The organism is Catenulispora sp. GAS73, assembly GCF_041262085.1.
Lineage (GTDB): Bacteria > Actinomycetota > Actinomycetes > Streptomycetales > Catenulisporaceae > Catenulispora.
This window is the reverse complement of sequence record NZ_JBGCCM010000003.1, coordinates 274,554-297,282: the sequence shown is the minus strand read 5'-3', so window position 1 is coordinate 297,282 and position 22,729 is coordinate 274,554. Positions and strand designations below refer to the sequence as shown.

Below are 22,729 nucleotides of genomic sequence, written 5' to 3'. Positions count from 1 at the left end.
AGCCTGCCGAGCGCCAGCGGACCCTGTGTCTGGCGCTCGGCAGGCTTCACCGTGCCGCGGACCTGGTGAGACTATTGGACAAAGACACAGTCCGCCGAGATCAGCTCCCAGTACGAGCCGTCGGCGTTCTGGCCGTCGGTGTAGATCCACTTTCCGACCGTGACGTTGCCGATCATGTCCTCCATGGCCGCCTTGTGCGCCGCCTGAGGGGTCGGGCCGTCGCCGTAGCCGGTGCACTTCCAGCCGTGGTCGTAGGCGTTCGCCGTCGAGGCCGTGACAACCGGCCCGATCGCCGCGGCCAGCACCGCTGCGGCTGCTATGGCGTTCCTGATCCGCATGAAGACTCCTGTCGTGATCTAGGCGTACCGCTCGACCTGGGCGGCTCGAATCATTAAGGCACCGACCGAAGGCTGGTGAGTCTCACATTCGTCTCATGCCAGACAGCCCGGTTGTCACACCGGTGCGACATTGCCGCCCCGGGGGGCCCGCCGGACGATGAAGACGTGGAAGACGCTCTCGTCGGCGCGGTTCGCAGAGTCCTGACCCACTTGCGCAATCCGCGGCGGCCGTCGGACCGGTTGCTGGAGACGTGGCCGGGGCTCGGGTCGCTGCAGGCGGTCAACGCCTTCGTCCGCACGGAGATCGACGCGATGGCCGGATCCGCCTCGCCGGTCGATCAGGAGGCCGCCGAGATCCTGCGGTTGTACTACCTGGGAAGGAGTACCGGGCACGACGTGACGGCGCATCGCGTCCACCTGAGCCGCGCGACCTACTTCCGGCGGCTGGACTACGGGATCCGGTGCCTGGCCGAGGCGGTGCGGGCCTTGGACGTCGTCGAGGGCTGAGACGGGGTGCCGGCAGCAGGACCGGCGGCGGTATCAGCAGCCGTGTCGGCAGCCCGCCTGGCGAACTTGTCCCCGGCCCGCCGCAGCAGCGTGGCGACCGTGGACTTGTCCACGTTCAGCCGGTGCGCGATCGCCTCGTACGTGTGGCCGCGGCTGCGTAGCAACAGCACCTGGTGCTCGGTCGGCGACAGCACCGGCGGGCTGAGGCTGATGACGAAGGCCAGCTCCGGCGTGATCGCCACCGCGCCGGCGTGCACGGTCCGGATGGCGTCGGCGAGCTGGTCCGGGTCGTCGTCCTTGACCAGGTAGCCGCCGGCGCCGGCCTGCATCGCCGCCCAGACCTCCCGGTGGTCGGCGTGCACGGACATGACCAGGACCGTGCGGCCGGCGCGCACCAGCGCCGCGATGTTGCGGGCCGGGGCGACGCCGTCCTGCAGCAGCAGGTCCAGCAGCACCACGTCGGCCTCGACCGCGGCGGCCAGATGCCCGGCCAGCGTCGTGTGCACCGCGCAGACCTCGATGTCCGGCTGCCCGGCCAGTAGAGCTCTGATTCCCGCCGGGGCGAGCCGGTCGTCGTCGACCACCGCGACCCGGATCACGCCGGCCACCGCAGCCGGACCCAGGTCCCGTGGCCCGGGATGCTGTCCACCTCGGCCGCCCCGCCGACCTCGGCCATCCGGCCGGCGATGGCGGTCGGCAGGCCCACCCCGGCCGTCGCCGTGCCCGGGTCGAACCCGGCGCCGCGATCCACGACGTCCACGGTCACCGCCCCCGGATCGTCGCCCGCCGCCTCGACGGTCACCCAGGCGGTGCGCGTGCCGGCGTGTGCCAGGACGTTGTTCAGCGCGGCGCGCGTCGCCCCGCGCAGGGCCTCGACGACCGGCTCCGGCAGCCACGGCGGCAAGGCCCCGAACTGGTAGCGCACCCGCAGACCCAGCGCGGCGCAGTCGGCCCCGGTGCCGACCAGTGCGAGGCGGAGTTCGGGCACTGATTCGCCGCCGGAGTCGTCCTTCTCACTCAGCAGGCCGCGCAGCAGATCGGCGTTCGCCGCGCACCGTTCCCGCACCCGGGCGTCGGGATGGCCGACCGGCGCGGGCCGGGACATGGCGGTCAGCAGCGCCAGCGGGCCGTCGTGCAGCTCCAGATGACGCCGCCGCCGGTCGGCGTGCTGGCGGCGGCGCTCCAGATCCCGGCCCCGGTCCTCGGCCAGCCGCTCCCGTTCGGTGAGCACCGACCGCGCGCCGGCGCTCACGACGGCCGCCGCGCGGTGCAGCCGGCGCGCGCCGGCCAGGCAGACCAGCGCGATGCCGACCTGCCAGGCCAGGTCGCCGACGGCGTTGGCGACGTCGGCGACCGACAGCCGGGTGATGACGGCCGCCAGGTACGCCGGGCCGAGGACGGCGCAGGCCGCCAGCGTCTGCCTGGTCGAGGCGTGGATCGCCACCCCGACCAGGGCCGCGGACACGAACGGCTCCAGCGCCGAGTTGCTGACGTCGTCGAAGTAGCCCGCACCGCCGGCGACGCGCAGCGTGGTCAGCGCGGCGGCCAGGACCGCCACGTCGACCGCGCTGATCCACAGCGCCGGCGGGCCGCCGCGAGCCCGTGCCAGGTACACCAAGGCCCAAGAGCCCACCGCTGCGTAGGCCGCGACGGCGAGCCGGACGTGCGCGAACTGTCCCTCGCGCAGCCCGACGACGAGGCTGATGACCGCGCAGATCAGCGCGACGGCCCGTGCCGTGACCGCGACCGCGGTCAGGACCGCACTGACGTGCCGCTCGATATGAAGGCCGTCTTCGACACCAGCCGTCACTGGCGCTTCCACCCGTTCCGCCGTGCCTGCCCGATGACGCGCCATCGAGCACGGCTTACCAGCCGAGGAGACTCGACAGCTGATGTGAGTGCTCGATGATGCTTTCATTCATCGTAGTTGCCACGGCGGGTATCGGGCCTCAGCGCGGCTCAATCCTCAACGAGCCGCGGGCTGCTCGTTGACCGGCGGGACGGAGCCGAAGCCGTAGCCCCACTTCAGCTGGCTGACGCCGCTGGCGTTGTTGTTCTGCAGGCGCCCCTTGGCGTCCAGGCTCTCGATCGAGTACGAGTCGCCGGTTCGCAGGCCCGGCCAGTAGACCATCCCCATGCCCATGCCGCGCGCGGTGTCGGTCACGGCGGCAAAGTAGGACGTGTACTGGTTCCCGTTGTGGGCGCCGTAGTTCAGGCCGGTGGTCATCGGGGAGCCGGCCTCGTCGATGATGGTGCGGTAGGCGTAGCCGCCGATGCGGGGAAGCAGGTTGCTGATCCAGTCCGCTTCGGTGGTCGAGCTGGCCCAGTAGCCGTAGAAGTGCAGCGAGAGCAGCGTGCCGTTCAGGGCCGGTGCCGCGCCGACGCCGGTGACGTTGTCGTTGTAGCCGCTGCCGGAGACGACGACGTGGTCGCGCGGGACGTCGGCGTGCCGGGCGAGCCAGCCGGTGCAGACCTGGACCCACTCGTCCAGGGTGTAGCCGAAGGGCTCGTTCATCGGCTCGAAGTAGACACGCGGGTTGCTCCGGTACGCGGCGGTGACCGTGTCCCACATGCTGTTCCAGGCGGTGACGTCGTCGATCCTGCCGTTCTTCGGGGTCGGCGCCTCCCAGTAGCTGAGGATCACCTTGTCGCCGGAGGCGGTCGCGGCGTCGATCGTGGCGCGGTAGGAGTTCCACCAGGCGGTGCCGACGCTGGCCGGGTTGATCGGCAGGCGCAGGGTGTTGGCGCCGAGGTTGGCGCGGAAGCCGTCGACCATCTTCTGGGTGATGCGGTAGACGGTGCGGTAGTCGTCGGTGACGCTCAGGCCGCTGGGCACGACGGCGTCGCTGGCGTAGTTGTCGCGGGGGTCGGCCCAGTTCACACCGTGGAAACTGCTCGGCGGGGCGCCCTCGGCGGTCGCACTGTCGGCGGCCGGGGCCGGACTCGCGGCGGCGTAAGCGGCGAACCCGCTGGTCACGGTGGCCGCGAGCACGCCGACCACGATGACGGAAGCGGTGCGCCGGAAACGCACGAGGGGATGACGCATCAGGTACTCCCTCAATTAATTCGGGTGTAAATTAACTGGACGGAAGCTAGGGCCGCAGCGAACGCACTGTCAAGGGGCGGCCCGAAACGGCACCGGCACGCCACTCGGCCCGGACCACTACGATTTCCCCATCAGCTTCCCCACCAGTGCGCCCGGCACGGCCGACGACGTGGCGCGGGGCCGTCCGGCGAAGAAAGCGGTTGATATGCGGTGGGGCGCGGGCTTCGTCTCCGGGGACATGACCCGCACCGCGGTGCTCGCGCTGCTGGCGCGGCGCGGCTCGCTCAGCCGCGCGCAGATCGCCGAGCAGCTGGACCTGAGCCCGGCGACGATCACCCAGGGCACGCGGCGGCTGCTGGCTGAAGGCTTGTTGGTGGAGGAGGCGCCGCGGCCGTCGCAGGGCGGCGGCCGCCCCTCGATCCCGCTCGCACTGGTGCCCGAATCCGCGCACACCATCGGGATCCAGGTCGCGCACGAGCACGTCACCGGCGTCACCTGCCGGCTGGACGCCGAGGTCGTGCACAGCTTCCGCCACGCCTTCGACCCGGCCGCCCCGGAGGCGGTCGAGACTCTCATCACCCTGATCCGCGCGGAGATCGACGAGGCCCGGAACCGCAGGCTGCCGCTGGCCGGCGTCGGCGTCGCGGTGCCCGGCATCGTCGATCCGGAGACCGGGACCCTGCGGATGTCGGTGCGGCTGGGCTGGAACGGGCTGCCGCTGGCCGCGCGGCTGCGCGAGGCGCTCGGCGTGCCGGTGTTCGTGGACAACGACATCAGCGCGGTGACGGCCGCCGAACGGCTCTACGGCCCCGGCGCCGACGAGGCCGACTTCCTGCTCGCCGCGATCGGCCAGGGCATCGGGCTCGGCATGGTGCTCGACGGCGCGCCGTACCGGGGCGCGCTCGGCGCCGCCGGCGAGTTCGGGCACATGCCGGTGCAGCCCGACGGGCCGGTGTGCGTGTGCGGCAACCGCGGCTGCCTGGAGTCGCTGGTGAGCACGGAGGCTTTGCTGCGCAGAGCACACGATGCCGGCATCCTGTCGGCCGCATCAGACCTCGACGATCTCGGCACGGCCGCCCGCGACGGCGACTCTGCGGCCGTGGCGCTGCTGCAGACAGCGGCCACCTTGCTGGGCCGCGCCCTAGCCGGCGTCGTGAACCTGCTGGGGCCGCGCAGCGTGGTCGTGATCGGCGAGATCACGGCGCTGTGGGACCTGCTCGGCGAGCCGATGCACGCGGTGCTGCTGGACCACCTGCTGCCGTGTGTACGTGACACCACGATCGAGGTGCGGCCGTGGGATGACGAGCTGATCGCGGCCAGCGCTGCGCGGATTGTGCTGGCGGCGCCGCTCGCCGCGCCGCGGCAGCGAGGGTGAATCAAAACTCTGAGCCAGCCGATCCGTGGTCGGGCCCGGGCCCGGACGGACGCCGGGAACGGCGCGCGGCCTCAGCGGAACCGGACGTCCCGCCGCCACCGCGCCGGCGGCGTCCCGTAGCGGTTCTTGAACGCGCGGCTGAACGCGGCCTCCGAGGCGTAGCCCACGTTCTCCGCGACGTGCGCGACCGGCAGGAACGTGTCGCGCAGCAGCGTGGTGGCGGCGTCCAGGCGGACGTGCGCGAGGTAGGTGGCCGGCGGCTTGCCCACCCGGGCGACGAACCGCGCCGCGAACGCCGAGCGGGACAGGTTGCTGGCGCGCGCCAGCTCGTCGACCGTCCAGTCGTGGCCGGGCTCGCGGTGGATGGCGCTCAGGGCCAGGCCGATCTGCGGGTCGAAGGCGCCGGCCAGCCAGGTCGGTTCGGCGTCGGCGCCGGAGGCCCAGGTGCGCATGATCTGGATGAAGATCAGGTCCAGGATGCGCGAGACCATCACCGCAGACCCCTGCGACGGTGACTGCATCTCCAGGACGATCATGCGGCGCGCGACTTCGAGCCCTTCGAGCGCCTCCAGGTCCGGGCCGCCGGAGCCGCCGGAGCCGCGCAGGATGATCACGGCCGGCAGGCTGCCGAGCAGGTGGCTGGCCTGCGGGTCGCCGATGGTGAACGTGCCGCAGAGCCAGCGCGCGGGTTCGGGGACGTCGTCCGCCGCTCCGTCGGCGAGCGCTAGCGCGTGCGCGCCGCCGCCGGCATCGCTGATCGAGTGCGAGTCGCCGCGCGGCAGCAGCACGAAGTCGCCGCGGTGCAGATGCTCGGCATGCGGATAGCCGTCGATCTCCAGCAGGACTTCGCCTGCTTCGACGATGTGCAGGCTCCCCCGGTCGGCGAACCCGATCGAGAACGACGGCGGCGGGGTGTACGCGACGATCCGTTCACCGCTGAGCCGGACGCTCCGCAGCAGTTCCGAGAGCAGGTCGTGGGGCTGGCCGTCCGGCGTCGCTGGACGATCTGCAAGGTTTTCCGGCGGGGCGGTCATGGTCGCTGCCCATTCCTCTGAAATATTCTCGACGAACAGTGAGCGGGACCACCATACGCCCATCAAATCCGGCCCGCGCACGTCGATTACAGCCAACAAAACGGGAGGTCATTATGGCCGAGCACAGCAACCCCACCAAAATCAGCTTCATCTATTCCAATCCCGCCGACCCGGACGCCTTCGAGGCCGCCTACGCCGACCAGCTCGCGCTGGCCCGCAAGCTCCCGGGCCTGACCCGGCTGGAGGCAGCGAAGGTGTGGCCGAAGGAGGACGGCAGCCCCACCCCTGCGTACCGCCTGCTGGACCTGTACTTCGCGGACTACGCCGCGGCCAGTGCCGCCGCCGCGGAGGCCGGTCCGCTGGTCGGCGCGACGAAGCAGCACGCCACCGGCGGCGTGATCATCGCGTTCGCGGAAGTGCTCGACGAAAACTGAGCGTGTAGGTGATTTCTCATCGTCGCCGGGGTCGAATTCTTGGACCCCGGCGACGATTACTTCCCCACATTGAACAGCGAATAGTCAGTGGCGAGAATGCCACTGATCCAGCCATGTCAGCATCCCTGTCAGCGCCGAGTCAGTTCCGTGTCAGCACGCCCGCTGAAAGTGGAGACACGACAGCGGGCCGCAAGAGCCCGCGAAGCCGACAGCAGACCAGGGAGACCATGATGACCACCTTCGCCACCCCCGCCCCGATCTCCGTCGTCCTGGACATCCCGGCGGGCCGGGTCCGGCTGATCGCCGGCGAGCGCGCCGAGACCAACGTGGAGGTGCTGCCCGTGCAGGCCTCGAAGAAGCGAGACGTGAAGGCCGTCGAGCAGACCTCGGTCGAGTTCGGCGACGGCGTGCTGCGGATCGCCACCGTCGAGACCAACCGCTACCTCGGTACCGGCTCCGTGGACGTGACGATTTACCTGCCCGCCGGCTCGCGGATCCAGGGCAAGGCCGGCGCCGCCGAGCTCCACGGCACCGGGCGGCTCGGCGACGTCGCCTTCGAGGGCGGATACCGCGCCATCGACCTGGCCGAGGCGGCCAGCGCCCAGCTCACGATGCACATGGGCGAGGTCACCGTCGGGCGCCTGACCGGGCCGGCGCGCATCCGCAACGGCATGGGCGACATCACCATCGCCGAGGCGGTCACCGGAGCCGTCGAGCTGCGCACCGACATGGGCAACCTGTCCGTGCACGCCGCCAGCGGCGTCTCGGCCACCCTCGACGCCGGCACGACTCACGGCCGCATCACCAACGCGCTGAAGAACAGCGTCGGCGCCGCGGCCGCCCTGACCATCAAGGCGACCACGTCCAGCGGCGACATCACGGCCGTCAGCCTGTGACGGCAGTGTGTGAAGCGTATGGGGCGCGCGACGCGCGTAAAGCCCGCGACAGCCTCACAGCGGCGCGATCTCGGTCTTGCGCAGATGCTCGTACACCAGCGACGTCCGCACGTCCGCGAGCTCCTTGCGCCGCGTGAGCTTGTCCAGCACCAGCGCCTGCAACTGGTCGGTGTCCTTCACGGCGACGTGGATCAGGAAGTCGTCGCCGCCGGAGACCACGAACACCGACAGCACCTCGGGCAGCCCCTCGACGAAAGCCCGGAAGCCGTCGATGACGGCGCGGTTCGGAGGCCGCACGCGCACCGCGATCAGCGCCTGCAGCGTGCGGCCGATGGCCGCGAGGTCCACCTGCGCGTGGTAGCCGACGATCAGGCCGCGGCGGCGCAGCGAGCGCATCCGCTCCAGACAGGTCGAGGGGGCGATGTTCAGCAGCTTGGCCAGCTCACGGTTCGTGCGCCGGCCATCGTTCTGCAAAAGCGCCAGCAGCGTCGAATCAATGGCGTCCAGATCGGTCACTCCGGCAACCTAGCAGAACTTAATTCGGATCTTGAGCGATCGGAGCGCACCAGAGGCTACTGTCGGCCATCAGATCCGGCACTGGTTCGCCCGAACGGCGCGAACACCGACTTACAGCCGGCGCCCAGCCCTCGCGAGGAGTACGCATGCCGTCGCCCGAGAACACCCTCCCCCGCTTCGAGAAGTGCGCGATCGTCATCGACGACGCGCTGCCCACCGGCCTGGCGATGAACGCCGCGGCCGTCCTGGCGCTCTCGATCGGCGATGCCTACGGCCAGACCGCGCTCGGTCCGGAGGTCAAGGACCGCGACGGCCAGGTGCACGCCGCGATCACCGAGGTCCCGCTGCCGATCCTCAAGGCCGATACGCAGGCCTTGCACGGCATCGTGAGCAAGGCGCTGGCCGAACCCGACGTCTTCCTCGTGGACTTCACCTCCGCCGCGCAGGCGGCGCGCGACTACGGCACGTACATCGAGTCGATGGAGGTCACCTCGGCCGAGGACCACGTGTATGTGGGCGTCGCCGTGGTCGGCGCGAAGAAGGCGGTACAGCGGCTGAGCGGAAGCCTGCCGCTGTACCGGTAAGCCCTGAGCCGGATCGGATCAGCTGAGACCGAGGCTCGACAGCGCCGTCGTCCAGTCGGTCACGATCGCGTTCTGCGCGTCCGAGAGGCTGACGCTCCCGTTGCAGACCGCCTTCTTCAGCTTGTTCTCGACCCCGTCCTTCGTGTAGGAGGTGCCGCCCGAGCTGTCGGTGCTGTAGTGCGGCTCCGGCCACAGGTTCTGCGGGTCGCGCGGCGCGCCGCCGAGCTCCAGCGGGATGAAGTGGTCTTCCTCGTAGTCGCTCGTGCTGGTGTCGCTGTAGCCGTACTCGGCGATCTGCTGGACCTTCAGCGCGTTGGTGTAGGACGTCGGCGGACGGACCGTCGCGGTCCAGCCCGACACGCAGATCGTCGAGTCGATCGTGTCCTGCGTGACGTCCGGGTTCAGCACGCCCGGCGTGCAAGCCGGGTCCGGCAGCGGCAGGTACGCCTGGGAGCACGTGATGTCGGCGTGGGCGGCCTGCGCGTCGGGCCCGACGAACACGGCCGCGCCGGCGACGGCGGCCGAGACGGCGACGAACAGGGTGAAGCGACGCGATATCGCGTAGGACATGGGGATGCGGCCTTCCGGTGGGTGGCGAAGGTGGCTTTCGCTTTCGCCGGGGAAGCTACCGACGGGTATCGGAGACCGCAAGATGCTGATATCAAGATTCAGTTATAGGCCTGGAGCGCATAACCTGCCGTTTCCCGCAGCGCACGCCGTAATCCACCGGAAACCGGGATTTAGCCGCCATGGGCGCCGTTCACCGGGCGGGACACCGGCGAGGCCAAGAAGGGCACGAGCGTGGCGATCGGCCCCACCTGCCTGGCCACGCCACCTCATCAGGGCTCTGAGGCGGGCGACAGCTCAGAAAAGCGCCTCGCCCGGCTCGACCGCGCGCCGGGCGACGCGTCCGCCCTCGACCCCCACGATCGGCGCCGGATACCCGCGCTTGCTCAGCTCGGCCGGGCCGAGGCGCCAGGGTTGGTGCAGCTGCGTCGGGTCTGTGATGTCCGCAAGTTCGGGGACGTACCTGCGCACGTAATCGCCCGCCGGGTCGTAGCGCGCGGCCTGGCGGAGAGGGTTCAGCACCCGGTTGGGGCGGGTGTCCATGCCGGTGCCGGCGACCCACTGCCAGTTCAGGGTGTTGTTGGCGACGTCGGCGTCGAGGAGGTGGTGGGCGAAGTGTGCGGCGCCGTCGCGCCAGTCGATGCCGAGGGTCTTGGTCAGGAAGCCGGCGGTGATCAGGCGGGCGCGGTTGTGCATCCAGCCCTCGGCGGCGAGTTGGCGCATGCCCGCGTCGACGATGGGGATGCCGGTGGCGCCCGAGGTCCACGCGGCCAGGCCCTCGGGGTCGTCGGCCCAGGTGCCGCGCGGGCGCAGGTCGGTGTGGGCGGCGTCGGGGCGCGCGGCGAGGACCTGGTGGTGGAAGTCGCGCCAGCACAGCTGGCGCAGGAAGGCCTCGGTGCCGGCGCCGGGGTGGTCTCGGGTCGCGCGCGCCGCGAGTTCGGTGGCTGACACACAGCCGAAGTGCAGGTACGGCGACAGCTTCGAGGTAGCGTCGGCGGCGAGGTCGTCGTGGATGTCCTCGTACCGGTCGACGGTGTTCGCCAGCCACTTGCGGGCCCGGAGCCGGCCGGCGGTCTCGCCGCCGGGTAGGTCGGAGCCCGAAACAGAGTCGGGCACAGCCAGGCCGTCGATGTCGGGCACGGTCAGACGCGGCGCCTTGGCCGGGGCCCGCAACGGCAGCTCAGCCCACCGCCGCCAGTACGGAGTGAACACCGAGAAGTAGTCACGATCCGTCGGCCGCAGCTCCCCCGGCACCTGGATCGTGTGAACCTGGTCGTGCAGCTGAAGCACCGCGCCCTGGGCACGCAACGCCGACGCGAGCGAACGCTCCCGCTCCTGCGCGTAGGCCGTGACATCGGCAGCCACATGCACCTCCGTCGCCCCCACCTCGGCCGCGACCCGGCAGACCTCTGCGACGACCTCCCCCGACCGCAGCACCAGCCGCCCGCCGAGCTCGCGAAGCCCCGCATCGAGATCGGCCAGGCACTCCTCCAAGAACCGCCGCCGCGTCGGGCTGATCCGCGGCAGGATCGCGTCATCGAGCACGAACAGCGGCACCACCCGGCCGCCTCCGGATGTCGCCGCCGCGGCGAGCCCGGGGTTGTCATGGACGCGCAGGTCACGTGTGAACAACGCAACCGCAGTCGGCAGCTCTGACGATGTAGGCAACGGCTTGCTCACCAATCCATTCCAGCAGTTCTCACGGCTGATTCGGAGCGGCACGCCGCGCGGATTGCCCCCCATCCCGATCCACCAATCCGAACCCCCGGCGGCACCGAATATCCCCTGTCGAGACATCGTCAAGGGAGGCACTGGTGACCGGATCGGCGTCAGATCGGCACACCCACCGCGAGCAGGTAGCAGTCATCGGCTCCGGCATCGCCGGGCTGACGGCCGCCTACGTCCTGCAACGCCGCTACGACGTCCTGCTGTTCGAAGCGGACAACCGCCTCGGCGGGCACGCCCACACCCACGAGGTCGCCGACGGCGGCCGCATCCTCTCCGTGGACAGCGGTTTCATCGTCCACAACCGCCGCACCTACCCGCACCTCATCCGCCTGTTCGCCGAACTCGGCGTCGCCACCCAGCCGACGGTGATGTCGATGAGCGTCCGCTGCGAGGGCTGCGGCCTGGAGTACGCCGGCGCCAAGGGCCCGCGAGGCCTGTTCGCCACCCCCGGCCAGGCATTACGTCCGGCCTTCCTCCGGATGCTCCTAGAGGTGCGAAGGTTCCACCGCGACGCACGTCAGCTCCTGGAAACCACACCGGACCCGGCAGCCTCGGGAACCACGCTGCGCGAGTTCCTAGCCGTCGGCGGCTACTCCCGCTTCTTCACCGACCACTTCATCCTCCCGCTGGTCTCCGCCGTGTGGTCCTCCGGACGCGAAACCGCCGAGCGCTACCCGGCCGCCTACCTGTTCCAGTTCCTCAACCACCACGGCATGCTCGCCGTCACCGGCTCGCCGAGCTGGCGCACCGTCACCGGCGGCTCGAAGACCTACGTCGAGCGTGCGGTGAAGAACCTGCACGCGGTCCACCTGAGCACCCCGGTCCGCGTCCTGCGCCGCACCGCCGACGGGGTCGAGATCCGCGACGACGCCGACGACGTCCGCACTGTCGCCAAAGTCGTCGTCGCCACCCACTCCGACCAGGCGTTGCGCCTTCTCGCCGACCCGACCCCGGCCGAAGCCGCAGTCCTCGGCGCCATCCCCTACTCGGTCAACGAAACAGTCCTCCACACCGACACCGCACTGCTCCCATCGACGCGCGCCGCGTACAGCTCGTGGAACTATCTGCTTCCGTCCTGCACTGACAGATCCGCGGACCGCGCCGTCGTGACCTATGCGATGAATCAGCTCCACCACCTCACCACCCCGGTCGAGTACCTGGTCACGATGAACGCCACCGACCGGATCGATCCCGCGACCGTCATCGACCGCATGCGCTACGAACACCCCGTCTACACCCCCGAATCCGTCGCGGCCCGCTCCCGCCTCGCGACGCTGACCACCGCCCGCACCGCCTTCGCCGGCGCCTACCACGGTTGGGGCTTCCACGAAGACGGCTGCGCCTCCGGCGTCGCAGCCGCCGCGGCGTTCGGGGTGACCTGGTGAGCACCATGGCCAGTACCCCAGCAGACACATCAGTGCTCTACGAATGCCGCATCCGCCACGTGCGCCGAGGCCGCGTGGCCAACGACTTCACTTACTCCTCCTACCTCTGGCTGGTCGACCTCGACCGCCTCCCGCACCTGCCTGGGCCGCTGCGTCCGCTCGCCGGTTTCACCCCCGCCGACCACTTCACCGGCACCGACATCAGCATCCGCGCCGGCCTGGAGGACTTCCTCGCCGACCGCGGCGTCTCCTTCACCGGCGGCAGGGTCCTGATGCTCACCGCGGCCCGCGTGCTCGGGTACGTGTTCAACCCGCTGACCGTCTACTGGGTCCGCGACGCCGACGACCGACTCCTGTGCGTCGTCGCCGAAGTCCACAACACCTACGGTGGACGCCACGCCTATCTCCTGTTCCCCGACGAGGAAGGCCGCGCGAACGTCGCCAAGGAGTTCTACGTCTCGCCCTTCCTACCGATCGAAGGCGGCGTCTACCGCATGCGGCTGCCCGAGCCCGACGACCAGCTCAGCATCGCGATCCAGCTGGACGTGCCGGACGCGGCGCCGTTCGTGGCCAGCGTCCACGGCCGGCGCCGCGCCGCGACCACCCGCGAGCTGCTGCGCCTGGCCGCCCGGCACCCGCTGGCGCCGCTCGCGGTCGCGGCTCGCATCCGGCGTCAGGGGATTGCGTTGTTCCTGCGCGGGCTGCCGGTCATGCCACGGCCCAAGGCCGACCGAAGCGCCCAACGAATCAAAGACCTGACAAAGACCGGAGGACAGTGAGTATGCGGGCTGAATCCGTGCCGGCGTTCGCCGCCGTGTCTGCCATCGACGCGGCGGTTCTTCTGATCGCGTTCAGCGCCGTATTCGTCGTCGCTCTACGTCGGAACCGTCACCGATACGTCGACGCCGTCTGGGGATCGGCGTTCGCGCTGGTCGCCGTCGTGACGACGGCGCTGACCACCGGCCACGGCGACGGCTGGCGCCGCTGGCTGCTGACGGCCTGCACTGTCGTGTGGGGACTGCGGCTCTCGCTGCACATCGCCCGACGCGGACACGGCGCCCCGGAGGACCCCCGCTACGCCGCGATGCTGGCCAAGGCCGACGGTAATCCGGCGTGGGCCGCGTTCACCCGCGTCTACCTGCTGCAAGGGGCCCTGGTCTGGCTCGTTTCGCTCCCGGTGCAGGTCGGCTTGGTCGCCACCGGCGCCTCGACAGCGGCCGTCGCGTGTGCCGTGATCGGCGTTCTGCTGTGGCTGCTGGGCATCGGCTTCGAGGCGGTCGGCGACTGGCAGCTGGCGCGCTTCAAATCCGATCCCGCCAACCGCGGCCGCCTCATGACCGAGGGCCTGTGGCGCTACACCCGCCACCCCAACTACTTCGGCGACGCCTGCGTGTGGTGGGGGCTGTTCCTGATCGCCGTGGGCGCCTGGCCGGTGCTGCTGACCGTGTTGTCGCCGGTGCTGATGACCTGGCTGCTGACCTCCGGGAGCGGTAAGCCCCTGGTGGAGGCCCATTTGTCGGCGACGCGTCCCGGCTACGCCGACTACGCCGCGCGGACCAGCGCCTTCCTTCCCCGGCCGCCCGAGCGGAGCTGAGGACCGGGCCGGCGATCCGGCCCGGTCGGCAGCCTCAGCTGGTCGGCATCAGCACCGAGTCGACGATGTAGACCGTCGCGTTGGCGGTCTGCACGTTCCCGCAGACCACGTTGGCGCCGTTGACCTGGAACGACTGGCCCGAGCCGGTGACGTTCACGGTCCCGCCCTCCAGCGTGGCGTGCGACCCGGCCAGCTGGTCCGGCGAGAGCTTCCCGGACACGACGTGGTACGTCAGGATCTTGGTGAGCTTGGCCTTGTCGGCCAGCACCGCCTTGAGGGTGTCGGCGGGGATCTTGGAGAACGCGTCGTTGGTCGGCGCGAACACCGTGATGCCCTGCGCGGAGTTCAGCGTGTCCACCAGGCCCGCCGCCTGGACCGCCGTCACCAACGTCGAGAGCACCGGGTTGTGTGAGGCGGCGGTGGCGACCGGGTCGGTGGCCATGCCGGTGAAGCTGCCGGCGCCGGTGGCGGGCACCGCCGAGCAGGCCGAGCCGAAGGGCGCGGAGGGGGCGGTGGCGCTGCTGGAAGAGCCCGTGCTGGCGGCCATCGAAGAGCTCGAAGTCGCTGCGGCGGCCGGCTTGCTCGTACTACTGCCGCACGCACTCGCGCTCACCGCGATGGCCGCCGAACACAACAGAACGGCGGCGGTCTTGCTGCGGGTGGAGAACATACTCAGCTCCTTGATTCAGGGATGTATGGGTGCTGTTGATGCTGTTGACGAATGGCATTCGGAGCCGGAGCGGATCCGGATTGGTCGTGTTTTTTCAGCACTCCCGAGCGGCGAATGTCAGATCGCTGTGATCACGACTGAATGCCAGCCGGTCGCGCCGTTGGGGAAGGTGTCGGCACGCTGGTCGGTCTGCACGGCCCCGGTGGCGTCGGTCGCACGGACTTCGAGCTTGTGCAGCCCGGGCGCCAGGTTCAGGTCGCACGTCCACTGCCGCCACGTGTCCGGGGTGTCGGCCTGCGCCAGACGCGCGAGCGTCCAGGGGCCGCCGTCGGAGCGGACCTCGACGGCGTCGACGCCGCGGTGCGTGGCCCACGCGACGCCGGCGGCGGTCACAGCGCCGGACGGGACCCGCGCGAACGGCTTGGGCACGTCGATGCGCGAGGCGGTCTTCACCGGCGCGATCTTCGACCAGCCGCGCTGGACCCAGTAGGGGTCGTAGTCCGCGAAGGTCGTCAGCTCCAGATCGACCAGCCATTTGGTGGCCGAGACGTAGCCGAAGAAGCCGGGGACGAGCATGCGGCAGGGGAATCCGTGCGCGATCGGCAGCGGCTCGCCGTTCATCGCCACGGCCAGCAGGCCGGTGCGGCCGTCGAGCACTGATTCGACCGGCGTGCCGATCGTCATGCCGTCGATCGAGCGGCCGACCAGCTGGTCCGCGCCGCGCTGGACGCCGGCTTCGCGCAGCAGGTCGGCCAGGGCGGCGCCGATCCAGCGCGCGGTGCCGACGTAGGGGCCGCCGACTTCGTTGGAGACGCAGGACAGGGTCTGGTCGTGTTCGGTCAGCGGCCGGGCCAGCAGGTCGGCGAAGGTCAGCTCCAGCGGATGGTCGACCATGCCGTGGATCCGCAGGGACCAGACGTCCGGGTCGACCTGCGGTAGTACCAGGTCGGTGTCGACGCGGTAGAACTGGGAGTTCGGCGTGATGAAGTCCGAGAGGCCGACGACGTTCGGGTGCGCGCCCGACGGGATCGCGGCCGCGCGAACGGTCGGCGCCGGGATTTTCACGCGGGCGCGCTTCAGGGCGACGTTGTAGCGGCGGTCCACTACGACGCGACCGACCAGGCCGGTCAGGACTGCTGCGCCGGCGGCACCGGTGGCCATCGCGAGGAATCCGCGGCGGTCTTGGGATACAGCTTCATCTTCGCCGGCCGCGTGCGCCGCCTGGTGGCTACGCACCAGCAGCACCATCGCCGCCACCGCCGCCGCGGCACCGAGCAGCGACGGCCACACGTCCCCGGTCCGCGAGGTCGGGCGTGACAACGCGGCCCACGCGCCGACCGCCCCGAACACCGCGACGAGCGCGACGCCGACGGCCAGACGCCGCAGGGCGAGGAGGCCGGCGGCCAGCGCGATCAGGGCGAGCGTGGTGTAGATGCCGGTGAGGAGGAACAGTTTGTCGTCGGTGCCGAAGTTCCGGATCGCGAACTCCTTCAGCGGCGTCGGCGTCAGGTCGATCGCCGCCGAGCCGACCGCGATCGCCGGCGCCGTCTGCGGGCCGGACCAGACCGCGACCAGCTCTCCGACGCCGACCGCGAGGCCAGCGGTGATCAGGCCGATCGCCGCGCCGGGCGCCGCTCGGGCCGCTGTCCGTGCCGCCTTTCCCGCCGCCGCTGTGCCGGTCGTCCTCCCGAAGCGCTTCATGCCAGCCGTTCGGAGCGGGAGGCGCCGCGGATTGGATTTTCCACACGTCCGGACCAATCCGGGGCGGCTTGGGCGCCGAATAGCAGTCGTGAGGCCAGAATTGGGACAGGCAGAGCGCCGCCGTGCCCCCGACGACTTCGACAGCTGGAGACGACAGCCCATGCTCGGACGTGCCGGCTCCAAGGCTGCTGGCTCCAAGGCTGCCGGCTCCAAGTCCACGCCCGAGGAGCAGGCGACGCTGGAGTCGCAGCTGCACCGGGTGGCCCTCGGCGACCGGCAGGCCTTCGACACGGTCTACGAACAGCTCGCCCCGCCGATCTTGGGTGTGGCGCGCCGCGTACTGCGCGATCCGGCGCAGGCCGAGGAGGTGGCGCAGGAGGTGCTGGTCGAGATCTGGCGCACCGCCAGCCGCTTCGACCCGGAGCGCGGCTCGGTCCGGGCCTGGGCGCTGACCATGGCGCACGCGCGCGCCGTGGACCGCGTCCGCTCCGCCGACGCCGCCGCGCGCCGCGACGCGCGCGCCGCCGAGCTGATGGTCGAGCCGCCGTTCGACCAGGTGGTGGAGGCGGTGGAGGCGCGGCTGGACCGGGAGCGCGTCCGGCGATGTATGGAAGGGCTTACAGAACTACAACGCCAGTCGGTGACGTTGGCGTATTACGGCGGCTACACGTACTCGCAGGTGGCACATCTGCTGAACAGCCCGCTCGGCACTGTGAAGACCCGTCTGCGCGACGGCCTGGCCCGGCTCCGCGACTGCCTGGGGGTGGGAGGATGAACGCCATGGACCCTGAAGTCCACTCGCTCACCGGAGCGTATGTGTGCCACGCGCTGGAGCCGGCCGAGCGTGAGGCTTTCGAACGTCATCTGGCCCAGTGCCCCACCTGCGTGCAGGAGGTGGCTGAGCTTCAGGAGACCGCGGCGCTGCTGGCCTCGGCCGCCGCCGAGACGCCGCCGGCGCGGCTGAAGGCGGCGGTGGACGCGCAGATCGCGGTCACGCGGCAGATCCCGCCGCTGGTCGCGACCGGTCCGGCGGCCGACCGGGCCGCGGCGCGGCAGGCCGCGGCCCGACCGCGGCGGCGGTGGTTCACGGCCCTGGGGTGGGGTGTGGCGAGCGGGCTGGCGGTGGCGGTCGCGGTGTTGGGGGTGCGGGTCGGCGATCAGCAGAACCAGATCGACCAGGCGAACCAGCGCAGTGCGGCGATCTCGACGCTGTTGTCGGCGCCGGATGCGCACGCCGACAGTGTGAACGTCAGCACCGGCGGGACCGGGATCGTGCTGGTGTCCCGGTCCCGGGACGAGGCGGCGATCACGATCAGCGGGCTGGTGAGGTTGGAGCCGGGGAAGGCTTATCAGCTGTGGATGATGGGGCCGTCAGGGACGCGGTCAGGTGGGGTTTTGCCCGCCGGGACGCAGGCTTCTGACTCGGTGCTGGCGCACGGGTTGGGTGACGCGCGGACGATCGGGCTGACGGTGGAGCCGGCTGGGGGGTCGGCGCAGCCTACGACTACGCCGATCATGTTGTTGCCTATGCCTGCTTGATGCCGCCTGCTTGATGCCGCCTGCTTGATGCCGCCTGCTTGATGCCGCCTGCTTGATGCCGCGTGCTTGATGCCGCCGGGGTTCGAGAACTCGGGCAGATCGCGGGGAACCGGGGGCCGCCGCGGCGCGTCGAAGTGGCACCAGTTCTTGGGGTTCGGAGTTTCTTGGGGTTCGGAGTTCTTAGGGGCGGCAATGAGGCGGATGGTTCTAGCGGGCGTTGGTGTCGTCGTGTCGGCGCTCGTGGCGAGTGGGTGTGCCAGCAAGCCGGTCGCCTCGGGAGGCGGTCCCGGCCAGGCGGTGACGCCCAACACTTTCGCGCCGGTGACGACGAAGAACGACTGCACTGATTACGTGGCGCAGCTCAAGGCCGGCTACACCGGCGCCGCCACCGCCCCGAAGATCGGCCGGCTTCCGGCGTCGGCTCATCCGGTCTCGCTGCTGGAGTGTGTGCAGGACTTCCAGGACATCGCGGGCCAGGGGCAGTTTTCGGTCGTCAACACGGTGCGGTCGACAGGCTCGGTGGACGCGTTTGTCAGTGCTTTGCGAGCCGCGTACGTCAGGCCCCCGGAGGCGACTTCGCAGGGCGGGGCCTACAGCTGCGCCGCCGAGGGCTACGTCCCGCTGTGGCTCGCCCTGATCGACGCCGACGGCACGGTCTACCGCGTCGAGATCCCCTTCTGGGGCGTGTGCTCCGCGCCGGATCGCAACGTGACGAGCGCCTTGGCGGCCGTGAAGACCGCGGTCACGTCCACCGAGCAGATCCGCCAGACGGTCTCACCGGGCGCGCAGGCGAGCGGCTGCGAGCAGCAGTTCGCCGAGATGGCCTTCGTCGGCGCGCAGATGAACGGATCGGCCGCGACCAAGCCGTTCTTCTCCGGCCAGAACGCCGGCAAGCCCTTCCGCGCCTGCTACTACAAGCTCACGGACACCACCGACAAGCAAAAGCCCGCCGGCGACTTCGAAACCGCCACCACCATCGCCGGCACCCCAGCCACCACCATCTACAACGGCCTGACGAACGCCCCCACCGCCACCAACGCCAAGAACTGCACCACCCCGGCGATGGAATACGCAGTCCTGTTCACCAACGGCGGCGCAGGCGACTGGAGCGTGGTGGAGCTCAACGGATGCAAGCTCGCCGCAGCGGGTTCCGGGCCGGACCGGGAGGTGCCGGCGCCGGTGATGCAGGTGCTGGTGGCGGCTAAAGGCGGCTGAAGCACCGATCGCGCAGTCAGCGAACAACCATCGCGCAGCCCACAACCGCGAGACGCTCGCCCGGTCCGGCTCACGCTCGCGACGATCAACCAGCGCGCGCCACGCCGCAAGGCGCCCTCATCGCCGAGAGCCACGGCGCGTTCATCCGGCCAGGCGCGCCGACCGCTCGCCGCGCCGCGATCAGTCCCCGTGCGCCGCGTCGTAAGCGGCCTGCGCGGCCGTGAAGCGCGGCATGTTCGCCTCGGCCCAGGTGCCGATCACGGCGATGGGGCCGGCTAGAGAGTGGCCCAGGTCGGTGAGGGTGTATTCGACGCGGGGTGGAACCTCGGCGAAGATCTCGCGCGTGACCAGGCCGTCGCGCTCCATGCGGCGCAGGGATTGGGTCAGGACCTTCGGGGCTACGCGGCCGAGGTTGGCGCGTAGTTCGGTGAAGCGCATCGGGCCGTCGGACAGGAGGAGGACGACCAGGACCGTCCACTTGTCGCCGATGCGGTCCAGGATCAGGCGGGTCGGGCAGTCGGCGTCGAACAGGTCGCCGCGGTCCGCGGTCGCCTCCTGCGGGGGCCGGAGGTCGTCGACCAGGCGTGGTCGCGCTGGTCCGGCAATGGTAACCATGAGGTACTTATAGCACGTTGAAGTAATCAGTTACCAATGGTTACTGTCTGAGGCAGCCAGGCGCACCCCGCGGCTGGAGCCACTGTGAGGGAGACACGACCATGAAGATCGCCGTCTACGGGGCCACCGGCATGATCGGCAGCCGGGTGGTGGCCGAGGCGCTGGCACGCGGCCACGAGGTCACCGGCATCACGCGCACCGGCGGCGAGCTGCCCGAGGGCGTGCGCGCGGTGCAGGGCAGCGCCGGTGACGCCGAGTCCGCCAAGCGCATCGCCGCCGACGCCGACGTCGTCGTCTCGGCGATCGGGCCGAGCCGCACCGGCGGCGACCGGCGCGAGTTCCTCGCCGACCTGCGCACCCTGGCCGAGACTCTGGGCAGCGCGCGCCTGCTCGTCGTCGGCGGCGCCGGCTCGCTGCTGGTGAACGGCCACCGCCTGGTCGACGACCCCGAGTTCCCCGAGATCTACAAGGCCGAGGCCCTCATCGCGGCCGAGGCCCTGGAGTACTTCCGCAGCCTCGGCGACACGGCCGACTGGACGTTCTTCAGCCCGGCCCCGGTGATCCAGCCCGGCGAGCGCACCGGCTCCTACCAGACCGGCACGGACTCCCCCGCCGGCGACCAGATCTCCGCCGAGGACTTCGCGGTCGCGATGCTGGACGAGATCGAGAAGCCGGCCTTCCAGCGCCGCCGGTTCACCGCCGCGAACTGAACGCCGACTCACTGCCGGGGTCACCGTGACCCCGGCGGTTCGGAACCATCACCCCGAAGTCACCGACGGCGAGAAAGCGTCCGGCGCCAGCAACACCGGTGCCCCCGCCCCGTCCGCCGGCGTCGACCACACGTCATACCCGGTCCCCGCCTTCTGCGGCACCGCGTACATCACCGTGTGGTCGTCCAGCCAAGCGGCCTGATCGTCCACGCTCCGCTGCTCCGCCAGCGGCGTCTCCTTCAGAGTCGCCAGATCCAGCACCTCCAGGTGCCACATCTTCCACGCGTCGCTCGAAACCCGCTTCTTGAACACGACTCGCGTCCCGTCCGGAGACAGCGACGGACACTCGACGTTGTCGATCACCGTCGTCAGCGTGTGCGCCGCGGCGTTCCCCCGCACCAGCCACGTCTTCCCGCCGGTACCGAGCGTGGCATAGAACGTGTTGTCATCCGACGCGAACGTCACACCCCACACGTTCTCGTCGGTGTTGCTGTACGGCCTGCCCTGCAACATGACCGCGAAAGACTCCAACGAATCGGCCAGTACCCCGGTCTTCAGATCCAGCATGGACGTCCGGGTCGAGAAAGCGGGCCCGTTGTAAGCGTCGCCGGCCACGAACGTGGTCCACGCAGCCATCCGGCCGTCGGCCGACAGCCGCGCCCGGTTCGGAATCCCGGCCGCCTGCACCTTCTTGATCGGCTTCAGCGACTTGTCATAGACCTCGACCGACGCGACGCGCACCAAGTTGTCATCAGCACGCAGACACAGCAGCACCCCGGCCGCGGTGTAAGACCGATCGCACTGAACGCTGGACAACGTCGGCACACCCGTGACAGTGCCCGGGTTCCCCGACACCTTGCGCTCGGCCAGCGTCCCGAAATCAGGCCCCGCGACCGTGGTCTTGTACAGCAGGTACCCCGAACCGGTGTCCAGACTGCTGGACTGGTCGAGAACGACAGTCCCCTTCACCCCGGCGCGCGCCGTAGGCCGGCCCTGATACGCCACGACCACCGCGCCCACGGCGACCGCGAGCAGGACCGCGACGGCAGCGATGAAGATCTTCGTGCGATGCGGTGACTCGGTTATCGACACCGGCAGACGGTATCGCGAGGGATGTCCCCGCTGGGCAAGACCTGGCGTGAAGCCGAAATAACCCTGCACGGACGACGCGAAAGCACCTCCCCGACGCGAGTCGGTGCATCAGGCGCCCAGCTCCACCGCCCGACGCAGGTCCCTGACGTACACCTCGGGCTGCTCCCAGGCCGCGAAGTGACCGCCGGCGGCGTGTTCCACGTACTCGCACACGTTCAGGAACACCTCGGCATAGCTTCGCGGCTCGGGCTTGATGTCGTGCGCGAACACCGAGAACACGGTCGGCGTCTCGATCCGGCCCGGCGGCAGGGTGGCCGGTTCGGTGTACGCGGCGAAGGAGGTGCCGATCGTGCCGGTCTCCCAGTAGACGCTGATCCAGGTGAGCAGTTCATCGGTGGTGAATGCGGAGGTATCCGACCAGGAATCCAGCTTCTCAAGGAGCCACGCGGCCAGACCGGCAGGTGAGTCGCCAAGGGCGACGGCGAGCGTGTTCGGGCGCGTCGACTGCTCGGCGATATAGCCGCCCTCGGCGCGGAACCACTGCGCCGCGCGGGCCAGATAGGCGGTCGCGTCAGGGGCGAGCTTGGCGGGATCGGCGGTGAGCGCACGCTGCGGGGCGACGTTGGTGAGGTGCAGAGACGCCACGCTGTCCGGGTGTTCGGCCGCAATGATCTCCGCGACGGCGCCGCCGATGTCGCCGCCGGAAAGGGTGTAGCGGGAGTAGCCGAGGCTGGACACAGCCTGCGCGACGACGTCGGCCATGCGCGCGGCCGACATGCCGGGCTCGGTGAGCGGAGCGGCGAAGGGGAAGCCGGGCAGCGCGGGGATGACCACATGCATGTCGGTGAGCAGCGGCAGGATGCGCTCGAAGCGCAGGACCGAGTCGGGCCAACCGTGCAGGAGGACCACGACTGGTGCTTCAGTCCCAGCAGCACGCTGGTGGATCACTCGCAGGTCGATGCCGCCGACATGGACGGTGGTCCAGGGGAACTCCGCGATACGGCGCTCGTGCACGGCCCAGTCGTAGCCGTCGGCCCAGCGTTCCAGCAGCTCGTCAAGCCGACCGGCGGTGACGCCGCGGGTCTTGTCGTCGCTCCAAGGCGTGGTCACGCGTCGGGTGTCGTGGATCCGGGTGCGCAGGTCGGTGCTCATGTGTACGAGCATACACACCGATGTGTATGCT

At 70.4% G+C, this 22,729-nt stretch carries 24 protein-coding genes and 1 pseudogene; 12 read left to right on the top strand and 13 right to left on the bottom strand.

Going from position 1 to position 22,729, the window contains the following annotated elements:
* Nucleotides 1-71: 71 nt before the first annotated feature.
* The gene (locus ABH935_RS06320) at nt 72-338 is read right to left on the bottom strand and encodes a hypothetical protein (RefSeq protein WP_370376806.1); all 267 of its coding nucleotides are present in this window, start codon (nt 336-338) and stop codon (nt 72-74) included.
* Between the two features lie 165 nt (nt 339-503).
* Here ABH935_RS06320 and ABH935_RS06315 point away from each other — a divergent pair, with 165 nt between their 5' ends.
* Nucleotides 504-845 (top strand): hypothetical protein, encoded by a 342-nt coding sequence (locus tag ABH935_RS06315; RefSeq protein WP_370376805.1) that lies wholly within the window; start codon nt 504-506, stop codon nt 843-845.
* On the opposite strand, the gene ABH935_RS06310 is transcribed toward ABH935_RS06315, so the two are convergent.
* From ABH935_RS06310 to ABH935_RS06300, 3 genes and pseudogenes are all read right to left on the bottom strand, one after another.
* Nucleotides 788-1,444 (bottom strand): response regulator, encoded by a 657-nt coding sequence (locus ABH935_RS06310; protein WP_370376804.1) that lies wholly within the window; start codon nt 1,442-1,444, stop codon nt 788-790. The genes ABH935_RS06315 and ABH935_RS06310 overlap by 58 nt on opposite strands.
* Nucleotides 1,441-2,655, bottom strand: coding sequence for a sensor histidine kinase (locus ABH935_RS06305; RefSeq protein ID WP_370376803.1), 1,215 nt, complete (start codon nt 2,653-2,655; stop codon nt 1,441-1,443). Before ABH935_RS06305 ends, ABH935_RS06310 begins: the two co-directional genes overlap by 4 nt.
* A gap of 162 nt (nt 2,656-2,817) precedes the next feature.
* Nucleotides 2,818-3,891 (bottom strand): annotated as a pseudogene (locus tag ABH935_RS06300) (cellulase family glycosylhydrolase); the annotation flags it as partial.
* 205 nt (nt 3,892-4,096) lie between these two features.
* Between ABH935_RS06300 and ABH935_RS06295 the strand changes: the two are divergent.
* A complete protein-coding gene (locus tag ABH935_RS06295) occupies nt 4,097-5,266 on the top strand; it encodes an ROK family protein (protein ID WP_370376802.1) in 1,170 nt (389 codons plus the stop codon).
* A gap of 71 nt (nt 5,267-5,337) precedes the next feature.
* On the opposite strand, the gene ABH935_RS06290 is transcribed toward ABH935_RS06295, so the two are convergent.
* Complete coding sequence (locus ABH935_RS06290) at nt 5,338-6,300, bottom strand: cupin domain-containing protein (RefSeq protein WP_370376801.1); 963 nt, start codon at nt 6,298-6,300, stop codon at nt 5,338-5,340.
* 113 nt (nt 6,301-6,413) lie between these two features.
* On the opposite strand from ABH935_RS06290, the gene ABH935_RS06285 reads away from it, so the two are divergent.
* Nucleotides 6,414-6,734, top strand: a complete 321-nt coding sequence (locus ABH935_RS06285) for an EthD family reductase (RefSeq protein ID WP_370376800.1) — start codon at nt 6,414-6,416, stop codon at nt 6,732-6,734.
* Between the two features lie 230 nt (nt 6,735-6,964).
* On the top strand, nt 6,965-7,630 hold the full coding sequence (locus ABH935_RS06280; protein WP_370376799.1) for a DUF4097 family beta strand repeat-containing protein: 666 nt from the start codon (nt 6,965-6,967) through the stop codon (nt 7,628-7,630).
* A gap of 54 nt (nt 7,631-7,684) precedes the next feature.
* On the opposite strand, the gene ABH935_RS06275 is transcribed toward ABH935_RS06280, so the two are convergent.
* Nucleotides 7,685-8,137, bottom strand: coding sequence for an Lrp/AsnC family transcriptional regulator (locus ABH935_RS06275; protein ID WP_370376946.1), 453 nt, complete (start codon nt 8,135-8,137; stop codon nt 7,685-7,687).
* Nucleotides 8,138-8,292: 155 nt separating this feature from the next.
* On the opposite strand from ABH935_RS06275, the gene ABH935_RS06270 reads away from it, so the two are divergent.
* Entirely contained in the window at nt 8,293-8,730 is a 438-nt protein-coding gene (locus ABH935_RS06270; protein WP_370376798.1) for a DUF2000 domain-containing protein, read from the top strand.
* Between the two features lie 18 nt (nt 8,731-8,748).
* Here the strand turns inward: ABH935_RS06270 and ABH935_RS06265 are convergent, their stop codons facing one another.
* Nucleotides 8,749-9,300, bottom strand: coding sequence for a hypothetical protein (locus tag ABH935_RS06265; RefSeq protein ID WP_370376797.1), 552 nt, complete (start codon nt 9,298-9,300; stop codon nt 8,749-8,751).
* Nucleotides 9,301-9,594: 294 nt separating this feature from the next.
* Nucleotides 9,595-10,947 (bottom strand): deoxyribodipyrimidine photo-lyase, encoded by a 1,353-nt coding sequence (locus tag ABH935_RS06260; protein WP_370376945.1) that lies wholly within the window; start codon nt 10,945-10,947, stop codon nt 9,595-9,597.
* A gap of 164 nt (nt 10,948-11,111) precedes the next feature.
* Here ABH935_RS06260 and ABH935_RS06255 point away from each other — a divergent pair, with 164 nt between their 5' ends.
* From ABH935_RS06255 to ABH935_RS06245, 3 genes are read left to right on the top strand one after another with little or no spacing between them, the layout of a single operon-like run.
* Complete coding sequence (locus ABH935_RS06255) at nt 11,112-12,410, top strand: NAD(P)/FAD-dependent oxidoreductase (RefSeq protein ID WP_370376796.1); 1,299 nt, start codon at nt 11,112-11,114, stop codon at nt 12,408-12,410.
* Nucleotides 12,411-12,415: 5 nt separating this feature from the next.
* Complete coding sequence (locus tag ABH935_RS06250) at nt 12,416-13,189, top strand: DUF1365 domain-containing protein (RefSeq protein WP_370376944.1); 774 nt, start codon at nt 12,416-12,418, stop codon at nt 13,187-13,189.
* A 2-nt stretch (nt 13,190-13,191) separates the two neighbouring features.
* On the top strand, nt 13,192-14,004 hold the full coding sequence (locus ABH935_RS06245; protein ID WP_370376795.1) for a DUF1295 domain-containing protein: 813 nt from the start codon (nt 13,192-13,194) through the stop codon (nt 14,002-14,004).
* Nucleotides 14,005-14,038: 34 nt separating this feature from the next.
* Here ABH935_RS06245 and ABH935_RS06240 read toward each other — a convergent pair whose 3' ends face one another.
* Together ABH935_RS06240 and ABH935_RS06235 are read right to left on the bottom strand one after the other, a co-directional pair.
* Nucleotides 14,039-14,674 carry a fasciclin domain-containing protein gene (locus ABH935_RS06240; protein ID WP_370376794.1) on the bottom strand — a complete coding sequence of 212 codons (636 nt, stop codon included), beginning with the start codon at nt 14,672-14,674 and terminating at the stop codon, nt 14,039-14,041.
* Between the two features lie 117 nt (nt 14,675-14,791).
* Complete coding sequence (locus tag ABH935_RS06235; protein WP_370376793.1) at nt 14,792-16,375, bottom strand: molybdopterin-dependent oxidoreductase; 1,584 nt, start codon at nt 16,373-16,375, stop codon at nt 14,792-14,794.
* Between the two features lie 160 nt (nt 16,376-16,535).
* On the opposite strand from ABH935_RS06235, the gene sigK reads away from it, so the two are divergent.
* The 3 genes from sigK to ABH935_RS06220 all read left to right on the top strand — a co-directional run bounded on the left by sigK (nt 16,536) and on the right by ABH935_RS06220 (nt 19,129).
* Entirely contained in the window at nt 16,536-17,150 is a 615-nt protein-coding gene (sigK, locus tag ABH935_RS06230; RefSeq protein WP_370376792.1) for an ECF RNA polymerase sigma factor SigK, read from the top strand.
* A gap of 5 nt (nt 17,151-17,155) precedes the next feature.
* Nucleotides 17,156-17,914 carry an anti-sigma factor domain-containing protein gene (locus tag ABH935_RS06225; protein ID WP_370376791.1) on the top strand — a complete coding sequence of 253 codons (759 nt, stop codon included), beginning with the start codon at nt 17,156-17,158 and terminating at the stop codon, nt 17,912-17,914.
* A 321-nt stretch (nt 17,915-18,235) separates the two neighbouring features.
* A complete protein-coding gene (locus ABH935_RS06220; protein WP_370376790.1) occupies nt 18,236-19,129 on the top strand; it encodes a hypothetical protein in 894 nt (297 codons plus the stop codon).
* 180 nt (nt 19,130-19,309) lie between these two features.
* On the opposite strand, the gene ABH935_RS06215 is transcribed toward ABH935_RS06220, so the two are convergent.
* On the bottom strand, nt 19,310-19,744 hold the full coding sequence (locus tag ABH935_RS06215; protein ID WP_370376789.1) for a winged helix-turn-helix transcriptional regulator: 435 nt from the start codon (nt 19,742-19,744) through the stop codon (nt 19,310-19,312).
* A gap of 101 nt (nt 19,745-19,845) precedes the next feature.
* On the opposite strand from ABH935_RS06215, the gene ABH935_RS06210 reads away from it, so the two are divergent.
* Nucleotides 19,846-20,454 (top strand): NAD(P)-dependent oxidoreductase, encoded by a 609-nt coding sequence (locus ABH935_RS06210; protein ID WP_370376788.1) that lies wholly within the window; start codon nt 19,846-19,848, stop codon nt 20,452-20,454.
* Nucleotides 20,455-20,502: 48 nt separating this feature from the next.
* Here ABH935_RS06210 and ABH935_RS06205 read toward each other — a convergent pair whose 3' ends face one another.
* Entirely contained in the window at nt 20,503-21,546 is a 1,044-nt protein-coding gene (locus ABH935_RS06205; RefSeq protein WP_370376787.1) for a TolB family protein, read from the bottom strand.
* A 108-nt stretch (nt 21,547-21,654) separates the two neighbouring features.
* The gene (locus ABH935_RS06200; protein WP_370376786.1) at nt 21,655-22,698 is read right to left on the bottom strand and encodes an epoxide hydrolase family protein; all 1,044 of its coding nucleotides are present in this window, start codon (nt 22,696-22,698) and stop codon (nt 21,655-21,657) included.
* Between the last annotated feature and the right edge of the window lie 31 nt (nt 22,699-22,729).

Coding starts and splice junctions, on each gene's coding strand:
- ABH935_RS06320 (WP_370376806.1), bottom strand. CDS start 338: ATGCGGATCAGGAACGCCATAGCAGCCGCAGCGGTGCTGGCCGCGGCG.
- ABH935_RS06295 (WP_370376802.1), top strand. CDS start 4,097: ATGCGGTGGGGCGCGGGCTTCGTCTCCGGGGACATGACCCGCACCGCG.
- ABH935_RS06290 (WP_370376801.1), bottom strand. CDS start 6,300: ATGACCGCCCCGCCGGAAAACCTTGCAGATCGTCCAGCGACGCCGGAC.
- ABH935_RS06285 (WP_370376800.1), top strand. CDS start 6,414: ATGGCCGAGCACAGCAACCCCACCAAAATCAGCTTCATCTATTCCAAT.
- ABH935_RS06280 (WP_370376799.1), top strand. CDS start 6,965: ATGACCACCTTCGCCACCCCCGCCCCGATCTCCGTCGTCCTGGACATC.
- ABH935_RS06270 (WP_370376798.1), top strand. CDS start 8,293: ATGCCGTCGCCCGAGAACACCCTCCCCCGCTTCGAGAAGTGCGCGATC.
- ABH935_RS06265 (WP_370376797.1), bottom strand. CDS start 9,300: ATGTCCTACGCGATATCGCGTCGCTTCACCCTGTTCGTCGCCGTCTCG.
- ABH935_RS06250 (WP_370376944.1), top strand. CDS start 12,416: ATGGCCAGTACCCCAGCAGACACATCAGTGCTCTACGAATGCCGCATC.
- ABH935_RS06245 (WP_370376795.1), top strand. CDS start 13,192: ATGCGGGCTGAATCCGTGCCGGCGTTCGCCGCCGTGTCTGCCATCGAC.
- ABH935_RS06240 (WP_370376794.1), bottom strand. CDS start 14,674: ATGTTCTCCACCCGCAGCAAGACCGCCGCCGTTCTGTTGTGTTCGGCG.
- ABH935_RS06235 (WP_370376793.1), bottom strand. CDS start 16,375: ATGAAGCGCTTCGGGAGGACGACCGGCACAGCGGCGGCGGGAAAGGCG.
- sigK (WP_370376792.1), top strand. CDS start 16,536: ATGCTCGGACGTGCCGGCTCCAAGGCTGCTGGCTCCAAGGCTGCCGGC.
- ABH935_RS06225 (WP_370376791.1), top strand. CDS start 17,156: ATGGACCCTGAAGTCCACTCGCTCACCGGAGCGTATGTGTGCCACGCG.
- ABH935_RS06215 (WP_370376789.1), bottom strand. CDS start 19,744: ATGGTTACCATTGCCGGACCAGCGCGACCACGCCTGGTCGACGACCTC.
- ABH935_RS06210 (WP_370376788.1), top strand. CDS start 19,846: ATGAAGATCGCCGTCTACGGGGCCACCGGCATGATCGGCAGCCGGGTG.
- ABH935_RS06200 (WP_370376786.1), bottom strand. CDS start 22,698: ATGAGCACCGACCTGCGCACCCGGATCCACGACACCCGACGCGTGACC.